Origin of the sequence: Streptomyces sp. NPDC059679 (genome assembly GCF_042734105.1) — a bacterium.
Lineage (GTDB): Bacteria > Actinomycetota > Actinomycetes > Streptomycetales > Streptomycetaceae > Streptomyces.
Map to the genome: position 1 here is coordinate 130317 of NZ_JBHWES010000028.1, position 16068 is coordinate 146384.

At 67.5% G+C, this 16068-nt stretch carries 12 protein-coding genes and 2 pseudogenes; 10 read left to right on the forward strand and 4 right to left on the reverse strand.

Annotated features, from left to right (window positions below; genetic code table 11):
• Window positions 1-20: 20 nt before the first annotated feature.
• From ACFV2X_RS27895 to ACFV2X_RS27905, 3 genes are all read right to left on the reverse strand, one after another.
• A complete protein-coding gene (locus tag ACFV2X_RS27895) occupies window positions 21-251 on the reverse strand; it encodes an FAD-dependent oxidoreductase (protein WP_385621396.1) in 231 nt (76 codons plus the stop codon).
• Complete coding sequence (locus tag ACFV2X_RS27900; RefSeq protein ID WP_385621398.1) at window positions 202-510, reverse strand: hypothetical protein; 309 nt, start codon at window positions 508-510, stop codon at window positions 202-204. The genes ACFV2X_RS27895 and ACFV2X_RS27900 overlap by 50 nt, the downstream gene beginning before the upstream one ends.
• 150 nt (window positions 511-660) lie before the next feature.
• Complete coding sequence (locus ACFV2X_RS27905; protein WP_385621401.1) at window positions 661-2856, reverse strand: MMPL family transporter; 2196 nt, start codon at window positions 2854-2856, stop codon at window positions 661-663.
• A gap of 304 nt (window positions 2857-3160) precedes the next feature.
• Here ACFV2X_RS27905 and ACFV2X_RS27910 point away from each other — a divergent pair, with 304 nt between their 5' ends.
• Both ACFV2X_RS27910 and ACFV2X_RS27915 read left to right on the forward strand, forming a co-directional pair.
• Window positions 3161-4441 (forward strand): sensor histidine kinase, encoded by a 1281-nt coding sequence (locus ACFV2X_RS27910; protein ID WP_385621403.1) that lies wholly within the window; start codon window positions 3161-3163, stop codon window positions 4439-4441.
• On the forward strand, window positions 4438-5118 hold the full coding sequence (locus tag ACFV2X_RS27915) for a response regulator (protein WP_385621405.1): 681 nt from the start codon (window positions 4438-4440) through the stop codon (window positions 5116-5118). Before ACFV2X_RS27910 ends, ACFV2X_RS27915 begins: the two co-directional genes overlap by 4 nt.
• 37 nt (window positions 5119-5155) lie before the next feature.
• On the opposite strand, the gene ACFV2X_RS27920 is transcribed toward ACFV2X_RS27915, so the two are convergent.
• Entirely contained in the window at window positions 5156-5335 is a 180-nt protein-coding gene (locus ACFV2X_RS27920) for a hypothetical protein (RefSeq protein ID WP_385621407.1), read from the reverse strand.
• A 498-nt stretch (window positions 5336-5833) separates the two neighbouring features.
• Between ACFV2X_RS27920 and ACFV2X_RS27925 the strand changes: the two are divergent.
• The 8 genes and pseudogenes from ACFV2X_RS27925 to ACFV2X_RS27960 form a co-directional block, all read left to right on the forward strand.
• Window positions 5834-6190 (forward strand): annotated as a pseudogene (locus ACFV2X_RS27925) (arabinofuranosidase catalytic domain-containing protein); the annotation flags it as partial.
• 68 nt (window positions 6191-6258) lie between these two features.
• Window positions 6259-6335 (forward strand): annotated as a pseudogene (locus ACFV2X_RS27930) (arabinofuranosidase catalytic domain-containing protein); the annotation flags it as partial.
• 38 nt (window positions 6336-6373) lie between these two features.
• The gene (locus ACFV2X_RS27935; RefSeq protein ID WP_385621409.1) at window positions 6374-6586 is read left to right on the forward strand and encodes an RICIN domain-containing protein; all 213 of its coding nucleotides are present in this window, start codon (window positions 6374-6376) and stop codon (window positions 6584-6586) included.
• A gap of 54 nt (window positions 6587-6640) precedes the next feature.
• Window positions 6641-8470 carry an RICIN domain-containing protein gene (locus ACFV2X_RS27940; protein ID WP_385621411.1) on the forward strand — a complete coding sequence of 610 codons (1830 nt, stop codon included), beginning with the start codon at window positions 6641-6643 and terminating at the stop codon, window positions 8468-8470.
• A gap of 79 nt (window positions 8471-8549) precedes the next feature.
• A complete protein-coding gene (locus ACFV2X_RS27945; RefSeq protein ID WP_385621412.1) occupies window positions 8550-10958 on the forward strand; it encodes a ricin-type beta-trefoil lectin domain protein in 2409 nt (802 codons plus the stop codon).
• A gap of 67 nt (window positions 10959-11025) precedes the next feature.
• Window positions 11026-13008, forward strand: coding sequence for an alpha-L-fucosidase (locus ACFV2X_RS27950; RefSeq protein ID WP_385621414.1), 1983 nt, complete (start codon window positions 11026-11028; stop codon window positions 13006-13008).
• A gap of 182 nt (window positions 13009-13190) precedes the next feature.
• Window positions 13191-14504 carry a ricin-type beta-trefoil lectin domain protein gene (locus tag ACFV2X_RS27955; protein ID WP_385621425.1) on the forward strand — a complete coding sequence of 438 codons (1314 nt, stop codon included), beginning with the start codon at window positions 13191-13193 and terminating at the stop codon, window positions 14502-14504.
• 839 nt (window positions 14505-15343) lie between these two features.
• Window positions 15344-16015 carry a DUF4232 domain-containing protein gene (locus ACFV2X_RS27960; RefSeq protein ID WP_385621416.1) on the forward strand — a complete coding sequence of 224 codons (672 nt, stop codon included), beginning with the start codon at window positions 15344-15346 and terminating at the stop codon, window positions 16013-16015.
• Window positions 16016-16068: the final 53 nt, after the last annotated feature.

A 16068-nucleotide genomic window follows, 5' to 3' on the forward strand; every position in this document is an offset into this window, starting at 1 on the left:
CGTCCCGGCGGCGTGCGACATCACGAGCCCGACAGCTCGAGGAGAACCCGGACGGCGGATTCCAGCGCGTAGTTCATGGACCCGCCATTGGGCTCGTAGGAGGTGTGCTCGCCGGCGAAGTGGATCCGTCCCTCCGGGCGCCGTGCGGGTTCCATCAACGCGTGGTGGCCCAGCTCCGGGAGCACGTACGCGCCCCCTGTGCTACCGGCCGATCGATCGTCGGTGATCTGCGTTGACGCCGTAAGCGACACGTGGGTACCGCGTGACGTCGGCAGCGGCGTTGCGGTGGCGGAGCGTGATGATCAAAGAATGGCAAGTTTTTAGATCCTGGTTCTGGATCAACGTGACCGGGACAGGGAGGTCGGCGGGCAGGTTTGATGCCGGCAGGGTCAGCATCTTGTTGTGGTGGCGCAGCACCGCGATGAGTTCGGCATGACTGATCGGCAGTGCCGCCTTCCATGCCTGCTGGAAGGCGGCACTGCCGAGAACGGCCGGGACAGCGTTGGCCACCCCTGCCGGATCTGCCCGGTGAGGAGGGACAAGAGCGTGCCCGCGCCCATATCGCCACCGCGTCGACCAGGACCGAACCCACCGCACCCGCGATGCAGAGCCCGGCGGCCAAGGACCGCAGCCGGCCAAGCCACGATGAAGACTTCCGCATCAAGTGCTGCGCTGGTCGGCTGCCTCGAGTTCCGGTTCGCCGGCGGTCGGCGCGTTGCCGGGTCCTTCTACGGATACGTGGGGCAGGACCCGGTCGACCGCCCGGGGAAGGTACCAGTTCCACTTCCCGAAGAGTTGCATGACCGCCGGGACGAGGATCGTACGAACCACCGCGGCGTCGAGCAGGATGGCGACGGCCACGCCGAGACCGAACTCGGCGATGATGCGCAAGCCGCCGAACACGAAGGCCATGAACACACAGATCATGATGATCGCAGCGGCCGTGATGATCCGCCCGGTCGCAGCCTGCCCGCGCCGGACCGCGAGATCGTTGTCGCCGGTGTGCAGCCATTCCTCATGGATGCGGCTGACCAGGAAGACCTCGTAGTCCATCGACAGCCCGAACAGCACCGCCAACATCATCGGTGGCAGGAACGACTCCACTGGGCCTGCGGCGCCCGCGCCCAGGGCCGAGGAGCCCCAGCCCCACTGGAAGACCGCGACCACGACTCCGAACCCGGCGCCGGCCGAGAGCAGGTTCATCGCCGCCGCGGTGAGCGGCACGACCACGCTGCGGAACGCGAGCATCAGCAGCAGGCACCCGAGTGCGACGATGATGGTGACAAACAGCGGCAGCTTCCCGCCGAGCACGGACGCAAAGTCCTTGAAGACGGCGGTTTGCCCACCGACGTAGACGCTGAGCCCGTCCTTCTGGTAGCTGGGGATCACATGGTCGCGCAGCGTGTCGATGAGATCGGACGTCTGCTTCGACTGTGGCGACGTGGTGGGCGTGACCTGCAGGGTCCGCACGGTCGCCCTGGGGACGACCGGCCCAGCCTTCACCGACGCTACTCCCGGGACATCCTTGAGCGTCTGCTCCAACTGGGTGAAGTCGCTCGCCGCCGCTGCTGACGGGACCTTTGCCACCAGTTGCAGAGGGCCGTTGTAGCCGGGGCCGAACCCGTCGGCAAGCAGGTCATAGGCCTTGCGGGCTGTGGTGTCGGCTGCGTTGTTGCCGGCGTCGGAGGACCCAAGACGCATGGAGAAGAACGGGATTGTCAGCATCACCAAGATCATCGTCGCGGCGATCGTCAGCGGCACCGGCCGCTTCTGGACGAATCCGGCCCAGCGGGCCCATGCGCCGGAGGCGCTGACATCGCTCGGTCCTTCACGCCTGAGTCGGGCGCGTTGGCGGCGGCTCAGCACCCGCATCCCGAACACCCCGAACAGAGCCGGCAGCAAAGTCACGGCGACAACAACGGCGAAAGCCACCATGATCGCCGCCGACAGCCCGATCCCCGACAGTACGCTGACCCCGAGGGTGAGCAGGCCAAGCATCGCGACCGTGACAGTGCCGCCGGCGAATACGATCGCCCGGCCAGAGGTGTTCATGGCAGCCACAGTGGCCTCCTCCGGGCTGAGCCCGGCCCGGATGCCGTTGCGATACCGGGCGACAATGAACAGCGCGTAGTCGATGCCGACACCCAACCCGATGAACGCGGCGATGATCGGGGCGTTGGTACCGATGCTCATCACATGGGTGAGCAGATCGATGCTGAAAAGCGCGCTGCCCAGCGCGAGTACGGCGGCGATGAGCGGGATGGCCGTCGCCAGCACGGACGCGAACGCGACTAGCATGACGATCGCGGCGGCAACGATGCCGATCAGTTCGGCGGTCGACGTCGAGGGTTTTTCGAGTTGGCCGATCGCCCGCCCACCGAACTCCACCTGCAGTGTGTCGCTACGCAGCGTCGAGCCCAAGTCAACGACTTTCTGGACATTCGCGGTGTCCAGGTTCTGACTCTGCTCGGTGAAGGTGACCGTCGCGTAGGCGGTCTTCTGGTCCGGACTGATCTGTGTCTCTCCCCGCGGGGTGAACGGACTGACCACCGCGCCGACCTCGGGCACCCTGGCGACTTGGGCCAGCACGCCCCCGACGCTGGTCTGGACGGCCGGGTCGGTCACACTGCCACTCCTGGTATGGAGCACGATCGTGTCCGTATCCCCCGAGCTGCGCTGAAACTGCGTTTCCAGCAGATCGGCGGCCCTGGTCGATTCGGTACCCGGCAAGGAGTACTGGTCCGAGAACCGCGAGCCGACCGAGGAGCCGGTGACCCCGAGAATCACCAGGATCAGCAGCCAGGCGCCGATGACGATGAACCGGTGCCGGAAACACCACCGCGCGAGCACGCTCATCGGGTGCCTCGCATGGGCTGGATCGGATGGTCGTTGGTATGGGACACGGTTGTTCCTTCGCGATGCGATCTTGGAGGGTTGGCGGTGATCGGAGGCGCTCGCGGTGATCGGAGGCGCCCGCGCGGCCAGCGGGTTTTCGTGTCTGGAAGCCTGCCGTCGAGTAGGCCCGAGGGCGTCAGGCTGCGGGATGGACTCGGGCGTCCGACCAGGGCGGTACCGCCCGACCGTGTACAGTCCGAGGTGTATGCGCCGATGCGACCGTGACCCGACGACCGGCTACCGCCCTCGCAGGTAACGTGAAAAAATGTCCGAGCCCCGTCTCACATCAGCGATTCACCGATTCGCCACCAGAGGACCTCGCCCCCTGGTCCTCCTCGACATCGGTGTCGCGGTACTGCTGTGCATCGGCCTGCTTTTCGCTGACTCCCGCAGCGGCGTCAAGCATCCCGCCGCCGCAGAGGTTGCGCTGCGGACCACGGGCATCGTCATCGCCGCCCTCACCGTCGCCGCCCGTCGGCTCTATCCTCGCTGGTCGTTCGCCGTGGCGACGCTCTGCGCCTTCGTGGTTGCCGCGGTCGGTGGCGCACCGCAGGTATCAGTCTGCGTCGCCGTCACCGCCTACACCGCCGCCCTGGCGGGCGAGTACGTGTTGTGGTGGTCTCGCCCCGGTATCGCCAGCCTGCTGACCGCCGCCGGGATCAGCATCGGACATGTCTCCTCAACAAGCTTGCCGGCCGTACTAGTCGCTAACGTCGCGATCGTGTGTGTCGGATGGTTCGCCGGCCTGGCCGCGCGCGAGCGCCGAAACCGGCTCCTCGCAGCCGCCGAGCAACAGGCCGAGCGCGAACGCCAGCACGCTGCCGGTGTCCGCCAGGCCGCCATCGACGAACGCCTGGTCATCGCCCGCGAACTGCACGACATCGTCGCGCACTCCATGAGCATCATCGCGGTGCGCGCCGGCGTCGCACGCATGGTGATGGACACCGACCCTGCCCAAGTCAAGGAAGCACTCGGCATCATCGAGACCACCACCCGCCAGGCCCTCCACGAGATGCGCCTGCTCGTCGAGGTACTACGCCACGAGCACGCCATCGACCCCGCACTTGCCCCTACCCCTGGCTTGGCCGATATCGCCGCACTGGCCGACCAGATCCGCCGCGCCGGCGTCGACCTGTGCCTCGACGTCCGCGGCCCGACCCGCCCACTCCCCGCTGGAGTGGACCTGTCCGCCTATCGCATCGCCCAGGAAGCCCTCACCAACATCGTCCGCCACGCCGGCCCTACCCAGGCCAGGCTTCGCATCGAATATCGGACCGAGGACCTGCTCATCGAAGTCACCGATAACGGCCCCTCCAAGCCGAACCCACGAACGCATCCCGAACCTCACACCGCCACCGGACACGGATTGATCGGCATACGCGAGCGCGCGGCCCTCTATGGCGGCTATGTGCGCGCCGGCCGCCACGGCCACGGCTTCCAAGTCCAAGCACTGCTACAGACGGACGACCAAGACCCCGTGAGCACCACCCCTGTCCCGGCGCATCCGCCCGCGCCACCGGCATCCGCACCCGGAGGCCGGCCGTGACCATCCGGGTCGTCGTCGCTGACGACCAGGTCCTCGTGCGTGCCGGCTTCAGCGTCCTCGTCAACGCCGCAACGGACATGCAAGTCGTCGCCGAAGCCGGCAACGGCCTCGATGCCGTGGCGACCGGACGACAGCATCTGCCCGACGTCCTCCTGATGGACATCCGAATGCCCAACATGGACGGCATCGAGGCGACCCGACAACTATTGGGAGACCCAGCAACACAGGCCATCCGGATCCTCATCCTTACCACTTTCGACCTCGACAGCTACGTTTTCGGGGCCCTCAAAGCCGGCGCCAGCGGGTTCCTCCTCAAAGACACCCCGCCCGAACTGCTGTTGGCCGGTATCCGCACCGTCGCTGCCGGCGACGCCCTCCTCGCCCCGAGCGTGACTCGACGTCTCATCCGGGACTTCGTCAACCGACCCGCTGCCGAACCTCGCGCCTTGCCTTCTCTCCTCGCCCCCCTCACGCCCCGCGAGAGGGAGATCCTCGTCCACGTCGCCTCAGGTCACTCCAATACCGAAATCGGGGCACAACTCAACATCAGCGTCGCCACCGTCAAGACTCACGTCAGCCGCCTGCTCACCAAGCTGCACGCACACGACCGCGCCCAACTCGTCGTCATCGCCTACGAGACCGGACTCATCCAGCCAAGTTCGCAAGCGGCCGGGTGAAGGCGATCGGCCCTACTCGGCCCCGGACTCCTAGCGGTCAGGGCTTCATGGCCGTGGTTTTCTTGGGCTGGCGAGGCACGGTCTTGGTTTTGTCGAGGTGCCCGTACATCGTCGACCGTGGCACGCCGAACATGTCGCGGGCTCGTGCGGAGGCGAGCCCGTCGTTGGTGTTTGCAACGATCGGTTCGCGCTGGAGCTCGGCGAACAGGGACAGCATCCCGAACGCTGGCCCACTGGTGGCGGGGGATCAGCGAAGATACGGACGCGAACCACGGGCGACGGGCGGACTCGTACCGTACTCGCCCCTGCAACTGGCGTCGTAGCACGGCGTTTCGTGGCGCAGGACGAGAAGCTCAGCCTCCTTCGAGGCGTCCCGCCGTAGAAGCACCGCGGGAACGGAGGGAAGAACGGCGGCGTTTGACCAGCGGCGATGAACACTCGCGCCCCCACAGGTCTGACCTAGGTAAAACATGGGATGGATCGGGTTCTGAATCGGCGAGACATCTCTATTGACAGTGGGATGACCCTGTGGGATCACTATGCGACATGGGATGTCTGGGTGTTCCCTGTGGGTGCTCTCGGGCCCGCTGACGGGAGCGGTCGACGCCCCTTCTGAACACCCTGACAGGCACGGCGCTCTCTGTCCCCTTCCCCGCATATCCAAGGAACAGAATGCAGCCTTCATCCGCTCCGCCTCGGAGCCCCGCGGCTCGTGGACCACGCTTACCAGGGATCGGCCCAGGTCCCGGGATCGAGTCAGAGCAGCCCCGCGAAGGCGACCTCCCAGCCGCTGACCGCCGGGGGCGCCAAGGCGTACTCGCTGTACGTCAAGCCCGGAAACAGCTACTGGCGGGACGGTCACCTGACGGGCGTGCCGACCGGTGCCGCACCCGAAGGGGCGTACATGGTGACCAGCGGTACCCACGTCAACAGTGACTGCTGCTTCAACTACGGCAACAGCGAGACGAGCCGGAAGGTCGACGGCCGGGCGATGGACGCGATCAACTTCGGTACCGAGTGCTGGTTCGGCGGCTGCGCCGACAGTGGTCCCTGGGTGCAGGCCGATCTCGATCGGCGAACGCCTTCGCGGCCGACGCGTCGCTTCCGTGCGGCATACATGCCGCGGGCGGTACGCCGTGTGTGACGGCGCACTCCACGACCAGGGCGCTTTTCGCTCGTACAACGGGCCGCTGTACCGGATCCAGCGCTCCTCCGGTCGCAGCTACCGCGACATCGGGGTGCTCAGTGCGGGCGGGTGCGCGGGCGCCGCGAAACACAGACGCAGATCCGGGACTGCACCGGCGCGGCGAACCAGACCTGGTCCCAGACCGCCTCCCACGAGCTCACTGTCTACTCCGGCGGCAGCCGGCTCTGCCTGGACGCCTCCGGCCAGGGCATCAGCCCCGGCACCAAGGTCATCACCTGGACCTGCAACGGCGGGTCCAACCAGCAATGGTCACTGAGCTGACCCGGTGAGGCACGCGCGCCGCAGCGCAGCGGCGCCCCATCGCAGGAGGATCGGATGAGGACGAGAGCGAGATCCGGCCGTCTGGCACTGGTGGCCGGCATCGTGCTGGCACTCGTGCTGCCGCTGCTGCCGACGGCCACGAGCCAGGCCGCCTCGGACAAGTCGCTGAGCGTGCACCTGGCGTCGACCCGCGGGCCGTCGACCGGAGTGGGGGAGGGGTTCCTCTACGGCATCAGCGAAGACGGCAGCCGGCCGGCGGACCAGTTCCTCCAGCCGCTGGGGATCAACGCCTTCCGCGGCGGCGGATGGTTCTCCGGCGGCTGGATCAGGGATGGCTACCAGTACAGCTCGGCCACCCGGGCCGACGTCGACTCGATCATCGCGCAGGCGAGACGGCTCACCCGGCCGCCCTATCACGCGCAGTACCAGGTGCTGGTGAGCGACATCTACGGCGCGAACGGCGGCCAGCCGTCGAACACCAGGTACCCGTGCGACAACGGGGACTGCTCCAACTGGGTCCGCTTCATCGACTCCACGGTGGGAGCGCTGCAGGCTTCGGGGCTCACGTTCTCCTACGACATCTGGAACGAGCCGGACATCTCCGTCTTCTGGCCCCGGGGTGTGAACAGCGCCCAGTACTTCCAGATGTGGGACACGGCCTACCGGGAGATCCGGCGTATCGCCCCCGGGGCGCAGATCGTAGGGCCGTCACTCGCGTTCACTCCGGAGCGCAACCCGGGTGAATGGCGGACCTGGCTCGCGCACGTGAAGGCGGCCGGGACGGTGCCGGACGTGATCGCCAACCACAACGAGGGCGATGTCGACGACCCGGTCACCGTCGCCCGGACCCTGAACAGCGCCCTGACAGAGGCGGGCATCGGTCCGCTGCCGCTGTCCTCGAACGAGTACCAGCCGGCCGACCGGCAGACTGCCGGGGTGACAGCGTGGTACCTGGCCCGGTTCGCGCAGTCCGGGTACACCAACGCGATGCGCGGCAACTGGGTGTGCTGCGTCATCCCGAATCTGACCGGAGTCCTGACCCAGAGCGGGGGCAGCTGGCAGCCGACCGGCAACTGGTGGGCGCTTCGGGACTATGCCGACATGACCGGCACCCTCGTCGACACCTCCGGTCAGGTCGGCTCGACGGCGATCTCGGCCTCCGAGGACTCCTCCGCCAAGCGAGCGGTGGCGGTCATCGGCGATTCGAACGGAAACACCGGTGCCGCGTCCGTGACCTTCGACGGACTGCGGTCCGTACCCTGGCTGGCGAACGCCGGCAGCGTGCACGTCACCGTGCACCGCATTCCGGACCAGGCGCCGCTCAATGCGCCACAGACCGTGTACGACCAGAACGTGAGCACCTCGGGCGGCTCGATCACCGTACCGTTCACGTTCCAGAGCGCGCACGACGCGTTCGCCGTCTACCTGACACCGGCCTCGTCCGCCGGCGGCTTCCCGGACGGCTACCACCAACTCGTGGTCGCCAACGACAACTTGTGCATGGACGTGTACGGCAACTCCGCCGACGCGGGCGCGGCGATCGACCAGTGGACCTGCACCGGGCAGGGCAACCAGCAGTTCCGGTTCGTGCCCGCCTCGGGCGGCTACGGCGAACTGCGGGCCCAGGACTCCGGCCAGGACGTGGCGGTGGCCGGCAGTTCCACGGCGGCGGGCGTCCCGGACATCGTCCAGCAAGCCCCCGGTGCGGTGGCCAACAGCCTCTGGCTGCCCGTGCGGCAGTCCGACGGCTCCTACGAGTTCCAGAACAAGAACAGCGGTCTATGCCTGGACGTCTACGGCGCCGACGGCAACGCGGGCCGGCAACTGGACCAGTGGCAGTGCAAGAACGCGCCGGGCACCAACCAGGACTTCATCGTCCGCTGACCACACAGCCATCGGGTCCTGCGGCCGGAGCCGCCACCCTCGGCCACGGGACACCTCCGACCTGCGAAAGGAACCCACCGTGTCAGCATTCAGACGGCTGTTACGGCGCCTGCGCGCCTCGACGGCCGTACTCACGGGCCTCCTCCTGACCGCCGGCGGCATCGTGGGCACGGCCGCCGTGCCGGCCCAGGCCGCCACCTCCATCACGATCAACGGCGCCTCCGGCGGCCGGACCTTCGACGGCGTCGGCGCGATCAGCGGCGGGGGCGGCAACAGCAGACTCCTGATCGACTATCCCGAGCCCGAGCGCGGCCAGATCCTCGACTACCTGTTCCGGCCCGGCTACGGCGCCTCCCTGCAGATCCTCAAAGCGGAGATCGGCGGTGACACCAACTCCACCTCGGGGGCCGAGCCGAGTCACCAGCACACCCGGTCCGATCTGAACTGCGACCGGGGCTACGAATGGTGGCTGATGGAGCAGGCCAAAGCGCGCAACCCGGACATCAAGCTGTACGGGCTCGCGTGGGGCGCGCCCGGCTGGATCGGCGGCGGGAACTTCTGGTCCACCGACATGGTCAACTATGTGCTCTCGTGGCTTGGCTGCGCCAAGCAGCACGGGCTGAGCATCGACTACCTCGGCGGGTGGAACGAGCGAGGCTACAACGTCTCCTGGTACCAGCAGTTGCGCGCCGCGCTCAACAGCAACGGCTACGGCAACGTCAAGATCGTCGCGGCTGACTCGGACTGGGCCGTGGCGGGCGACATCAACTCCAACCCGGCGTTCGCCTCCTCGGTGAGCGCCATCGGCACGCACTATCCCTGCGGTTACCGGTCGTCACAGTCCAACTGCTCGGTGCCGTCGGCCGCCATATCGTCCGGCAAGCCGTTGTGGGCGAGCGAGAACGGCTCGGACGACTACAACGGGGGAGCGCAGGCCATGGCCCGCGGCATCAACCGCGGGTACATCGACGGACGGATGACCGCATACCTCAACTGGCCGGTGGTCGCCGCGCTCACACCCAACCTGCCATACCCCACCATGGGTCTCGCCCTGGCCTCGCAGCCGTGGTCCGGCTCCTACTCGATCGGCAAGAACACCTGGGTGATGGCACACACCAGCCAGTTCACCGCCCCGGGGTGGCGGTACCTCGACGCCTCCAGCGGCTACATCGGCGGTAACCGCAACAACGGAAGCTACGTCTCGCTCAAGTCCACCAACAACTCCGACTACTCCACGGTCATCGAGACGATGGACGCCGGCAGCGCCCAGACGCTGAACTTCAACGTCACCGGGGGGCTGTCCGCCGGAACCGTCCACGTCTGGTCCACCGACGTCACGTCCGGCAACCCGGCCGACCACTTCGTGCACGCCACGGACGTCACTCCGTCGGGCAGCAATTTCAGCCTGACCGTACAGCCCGGCCACATCTACACCCTGACCACCACGACCGGACAGGGCAAGGGCACCGCCGCCGGTCCCGGCCGCGGCACACTGAAGCTGCCGTACAGCGACTCCTTCGACGGCTACGCCACCGGCAACGAGGCGAAGTACCTCATGGACTGGCAGGGCGCTTTCGAAGCGGTGGGCTGCGGCGGCGGCCGCAGCGGCAAGTGCGTGCGCCAGATGAGCCCGCAGGCCCCGATCACCTGGGACCCGCTGTCCGATCCGCACGCCCTGCTCGGTGACCTGAGCTGGAGCAACTACACCGTCTCCTCCGACGTGCTGCTCGAAAAGCCCGGATACGCCGAGCTGCTCGGCCGCGCGAACGGGCAGAGCTACACCGGGGCGGCCGGACTCAACGCCTATCACCTGCAGGCGAGCGACACCGGGGCCTGGTCGATCCTGAACTCGAACACCAACGGCAACGTCTCAACCCTGGCCCGTGGCACGACCGCGGCGCTGGGCACCAACCGGTGGCACACCCTGGCCCTCACCTTCTCCGGCACCACGATCACCGCCGTCATCGACGGTGTCACGGTCGGTTCCGTGAACGACCGCACCTGGGCCGGCGGGCAGATCGGCTATGCGACCAGCCAGGGCGAGACGGCGCAGTTCGACAACCTGTCCATCACCCCCGGCAGCGGCGGGAACGACGGCGGCACGACCGGCACGATCGTCGGGGTCGCCTCCGGCCGGTGCGTGGACGTGCCGAACCAGTCGCAGACGGCCGGCACCCAGGTGGAGCTGTGGGACTGCAACGGCGGCAGCAACCAGCAGTGGACGGACACCTCGGCCGGTGAGCTGCGGGTCTACGGCAGTGACTGCCTGGACGCCGCGGGCCAGGGCACCACCCCCGGCACCAAGGTCGACATCTGGGATTGCACCGGCGGCAGCAATCAGAAGTGGACAATCCACGCCGACGGCACGATCACCGGTGTCCAGTCCGGCCTGTGCCTGGACGCCACCGGCGCGGGAACGGCCAACGGCACCCTGCTGCAGCTGTGGACCTGCAACGGCAGCAGCAACCAGAAGTGGACGCGCGACTGACCAGGTGACCGGCTGACGATCACCGACTCCCACGCCACCTCCGTCAATTCCCCCGAGAGGCCCCCACATGTCCTCCTCTTCCCAGCCGCTCAGCAGGCGCAGACTGCTGGCGGCGGCCGGCGCGACCACGGCCTTCGGCCTGCTGCGGTTCGCCCCCGAGGCCGCCGCGACCGACGGCCCCGGAAGCTACACCCCGAGCTGGGCCTCAGTGGACCAGCACCCCCCGGCCCCGGCCTGGTTCCAGGACGCCAAGTTCGGTATCTACTACCACTGGGGCGTCTTCAGCGTTCCCGCGTTCGGGAACGAGTGGTATCCGCGCAACATGTACATCGGCGGCTCGGCCGAGAACCGGCACCACATCGCCACCTACGGCGACCCCTCGGTATGGCCGTACAACAACTTCATCGACGGTGCCCGCGACAAGGCCGGCAACCATGTGCAGTTCGCCCCCAAACTCGTCTCCCAGGGCGGCAAGTGGGATCCGGACGCCTGGGCGCAGCTGTTCAAGGCCGCGGGCGCCAAGTTCGCCGGCCCGGTCGCCGAACACCACGACGGCTTCTCCATGTGGAACAGCCGCTCCAACCCGTGGAACTCGGTCCAGCGCGGCCCCAGACTCGACCTCGTGGGGCTGCACGCGCAGGCCATCCGCGGGCAGGGGCTGAAGTTCATGGCCTCGCTGCACCACGCCTACCACTTCAACGGCTTCTTCGACCACGTGCCGTCCCAGTCGGACCCGACTCTCCGCGTCCTCTACGGCCAGCAGGGGTCGGCCGCGGAGAACAAGCTCTGGTACGACAAGCTGATCGAGATCATCGACGGCTACCAGCCGGACCTGGTCTGGCAGGACTTCGACCTGCACCTGGTGCAGGAGTCCTACCGGCTCCAGTTCCTCGCGCACTACTACAACCAGGCGGTCTCGTGGAACAAGGACGTGGTCGCGACCTACAAGGACGGCCTCAACGACAAGGGTGAGGTCTTCGACTTCGAGCGCGGCGGCCCGGCAGGGCTGCTCACCCCCTACTGGCTGACCGACGACAGCATCTCCTCCTCCAGTTGGTGCTACACGGTGGGCATCGGCTACTACTCGACGCAGGCACTGCTCCACTCGCTGATCGACCGGGTCAGCAAGGGCGGCAGCATGCTGCTCAACATCGCTCCGATGGCCGACGGCACCATCCCCTCCGGGCAGCAGTCCATCCTGCTCGCCATGGGCGACTGGCTCGGCCGCTTCGGAGAGGCGGTCTACAACACCCGCTCCTGGGCCAGTTACGGCGAGGGCCCCACCAAGATGGGCGGAGGTTCGTTCAGCGGACCGGTGGCCGGCAAACCGCAGGACATCCGGTTCACCCGCAGCCGGGACAACAAGGTCCTCTACGCCACCGCGCTGGGCTGGCAGGGCGGCACGATGACCATCACGACGCTGAACTCGAACCAGATCAACTTCAGCAGCCTCACCGGCGCCAAACTGCTGAACAACACCGCCGGCACCTATATCGACCTGCCCGCACCGGCCCAGGACGCTTCCGGCCTGCACCTCACCATGCCCTCGTCCAACCCGCCGTTCAGCGCTCTGGCGTACACGGTCAAGCTCACCTTCTCCGGTGAGATCCCCGTCCTGGGCGCGCCGGGCGGCTCCACGACCTGGGTGAAGATCGCCAACATGACCAGCGGACTGACGCTCGACAGCGGGGGCAACGTCGCCTCCGGATCCAGCCTCAAGCAGTGGAACTACGACGGGAGCACCAACCTGCAGTGGCAGCTGATCGGCCTCGGCAACGGCTACTACCGCATCATGAACCGCACCAACGGCATGGCCGCCGACAGCTGGGGCAACTCCGCCAACGGCGCTCCCGCCCGCCAGCAGGCGTGGAACGGCGGCGACAACCAGCAGTGGTCGCTCAACAGCCTCGGCGGCAACCGCTACCAGATCGTCAATCGGGGCACCGGCACCGCCCTTGACGGCAGCGGCAGCACCGCGGTCGGCTCCACCACGGTGATGTGGTCGCCGAACTCCAGTAGCAACAACGAATGGACCATCACCGCCGTCTGAACCGTCCCGGCGAGCAGTGCTTGGGGCCGCGTCACCCAATCGGTTCGACGCGGTGTTGCGTCCGAGGATGGGGTGGCCAAGGCGGTCATAAGCGCATACAGCACCCGTATCCGGCCGACTGGCGTGCCCTGTCAATCCCCCGATTACGGAAGAAGGAGTGTATGAAACGCAATCCGCTCTTAATGTCCATTGCGGCCGCGATGCTTCTCGTCCTGGCAGCTGCGGGCACCGCATTCAGCAGCGGCCCTGGCGCGCCCCCGTCGGCCACGACCACCGACGCCGTCCGGGCGACCGCCGGCTGCGGCAAGGCCCCCACGCTGACGAGTGGTACACACACGATTCAGAGCGGCGGCCAGACGCGCAGTTACATACTGCGGGTTCCTGCCGGCTACGACATCAACCACCCCTACCGGCTGATCTTCGGTTTCCACTGGCGGGGCGGCACGGCCAACGACGTCGACTCGGGCGGGACGGACGGGTACAACTGGTCCTACTACGGCCTCCGGCGCCTGGCGGACAACGCGAACAACAGCACGATCTTCGTCGCCCCCCAGGGCATCGGCAACGGCTGGGCCAACTCCGGCGGCCAGGACGTGGCCTTCGTCGACGCCATGGTCAGCCAGATCGAATCAGGTCTGTGCGTCGACACCACCCAGTTGTTCTCCGCCGGCTTCAGCTATGGCGGCGCGATGTCGTACGCCCTCGCCTGCTCCCGGGCGACGGTCTTCCGCGCGGTCGCGGTCTACTCCGGCGCGAACCTCAGCGGGTGCAACGGCGGTACTCAGCCCATCGCCTACATGGGTCTGCACGGCATCAGGGACAACGTGCTGCCCATCTCGTCGGGGCGGGAACTGCGCGACACCTTCGTCCGGACGAACGGCTGCACTCAGCAGAACCCGCCTGAGCCGGCCTACGGAAGCCTGACGCACATCATCACCACCTACTCCGGATGCAGGTCCGGATACCCCGTCGTCTGGGCCGCGTTCGACGGAGCGGGCCACGACCCCGGTCCCATAGACGGTTCCACCGGTGACGGCTGGCGCACCTGGACGTCGGCAGCGGTGTGGCAGTTCTTCACACAGTTCGGCTCGGATTCGCCACCGTCCGGCGGCAACCAGGAGATCGTAGGGCAGCAGTCGGGGCGCTGCCTCGACATCAACAACTCCACCACGGCCAACGGCACGCAGGCACAACTGTGGGACTGCAACGGTGGCTCCAACCAACGGTGGACCTACACCGCCGGAAAGCAGCTGGTTGTCTACGGCAACAAGTGCCTGGGCGTCGGCCAGGCAGCGGGCAACGGCACCCCGGCGGCGATCTGGGACTGCAGCGGGCAGGCAGACCAGCAATGGAACATCAATCCCGACGGCACGATCACAGCAGTGCAGTCGGGGCTCTGCCTGGATGCCAGCGGCCAGGGGACCGCCAACGGGACGAAAGTCCAGCTATGGAGTTGCGCGGGCAGTGCTAACCAGCACTGGCGCCTGGTGAACTGACAGGCCCGGGGCCAGGCACGGCACCGTGTGTGGGCCTGGCCCCTGTCGGTGATCACGCATGTATGGCGGGATCAGCGGGCGCGTTGGGACAACGCGGTGCTGCGCAGGCCACTTGTGAGTCCGGTGCGCTACCAGGGGGTGGACCGGTTGTGGCTCGCGGCATTGCCGTTGCTGATACCCCCGGCGTTGCTGGGCGCAGGTGTTCCCTGGGACACCAGGGACGCTGCTGGGCCGGCATCGACGTCTCGTTGCATGCAGGTGGGACTACAGCGAGTGCCGGATCAAGCCGGGCCGGCCGGCGACGGTGAAAGCCGTGAAGGAGTTGGTGCTGCGGCTGGCGAGGGAGAACCCGCGCTGGGGCTGCCGCAGATCCAGAGGGAGCTCGCCCGGCTGGGCCACAGATCGGCGCGTCCGCGCCCGTCGAGCGGGTTCGGGCCGGGCCCCGCGCCGTCTTCTCCTCGCCCACGCGAAGATCACCCATGTCTGCCAGGAGCTTCGAGTGCTTGTCTACCCGTCGGCGATCGATCTGACGATCCCCGCACGGGTTGTAGACCGCAGGGCGGGCCTGCCATCTCAAAGAATCGCTAGTTCAGAGAAGTCACGAGACCGAAGCTGACGGCTCCGCTCCATACGGGGCGCATGACTCCCCCCCCAGCGCCCCCTGGGGTCTACCAGCGTAAACGCGCACGCATCGGGGTGTCTCTGATTGGAGTCTTTCTCCTGGTCGCGGTCGTGTTAGCGGGACGTTAGTGGGACGGCAGTGGTGCGGTAGTGGCCCCGGTCAGAGTTGTTGTCGTACCGAGCAGACCACGACACCGACCTCCCAGGGGGGACCCGAAATGCGCTCCAACGCCACTGCCCGCACCGCCCGCCGTCGTTCCTTCCGCGTTGCCGCCGCGGTGCTGACCGCAGCCGCCGCGCTGACCCTGACGGCCTGCAACAACGATACGAAGGCCGAGGGCCAGGACAAGGCATCGGCCGGGTCCAGCGGCTCATCGGGTTCCTCCGGCGGTGCGCAGGGTTCCGACGCCAAGGGCAAGGAAGGCTCGGAGGCAGGCGGCGGGCAGGACGCCACCGACGGTGCGGCGAAGGGCGGGGGAAAGAGCAAGTTCTGCCGCACGAGCGACCTGATCATGGAGGCTGTGGACAGCTCGCCCGACCAGAAGGTGGGCGAGGTCACCGTTCAGATGACCAACAAGGGCGCCAAGACCTGCTCGGCGACGGGCTTCGCGGGCGTCGACTTGAAGGACACCGATGGCACGTCCGCCCCTGTCCAGCGCGGCGGTGAGCAGCCCCGCATCACCGACCTGAAGCCCGGTGACACCGCCACCTTCAGCATCTCGTACGAGGTCGACTTCAGTGGCGACAGCCTCGCGTCCCCGACCAACATCATCGTGACGCCGCCGAACGAGACCCACAGCGTGTCCCTGGAGTGGCCCGCGGAGGCGCTGAAGCTGGCCGGCCCGTACGACGACAAGATCCAGGTCCACCCCGTCGGCATAGCCAACTGAGTACCGCGAAGTCGGCCCTGTTGCTTGTGAAGCTCCGGCCGGGGGACATGTCC

Excerpts from the sequence above, each read along its gene's own strand:
- ACFV2X_RS27960 (WP_385621416.1), top strand. The coding sequence starts at position 15,344 with ATGCGCTCCAACGCCACTGCCCGCACCGCCCGCCGTCGTTCCTTCCGC.
- ACFV2X_RS27905 (WP_385621401.1), bottom strand. The coding sequence starts at position 2,856 with ATGAGCGTGCTCGCGCGGTGGTGTTTCCGGCACCGGTTCATCGTCATC.
- ACFV2X_RS27950 (WP_385621414.1), top strand. The coding sequence starts at position 11,026 with ATGTCCTCCTCTTCCCAGCCGCTCAGCAGGCGCAGACTGCTGGCGGCG.
- ACFV2X_RS27940 (WP_385621411.1), top strand. The coding sequence starts at position 6,641 with ATGAGGACGAGAGCGAGATCCGGCCGTCTGGCACTGGTGGCCGGCATC.
- ACFV2X_RS27920 (WP_385621407.1), bottom strand. The coding sequence starts at position 5,335 with ATGCTGTCCCTGTTCGCCGAGCTCCAGCGCGAACCGATCGTTGCAAAC.
- ACFV2X_RS27955 (WP_385621425.1), top strand. The coding sequence starts at position 13,191 with ATGTCCATTGCGGCCGCGATGCTTCTCGTCCTGGCAGCTGCGGGCACC.
- ACFV2X_RS27910 (WP_385621403.1), top strand. The coding sequence starts at position 3,161 with ATGTCCGAGCCCCGTCTCACATCAGCGATTCACCGATTCGCCACCAGA.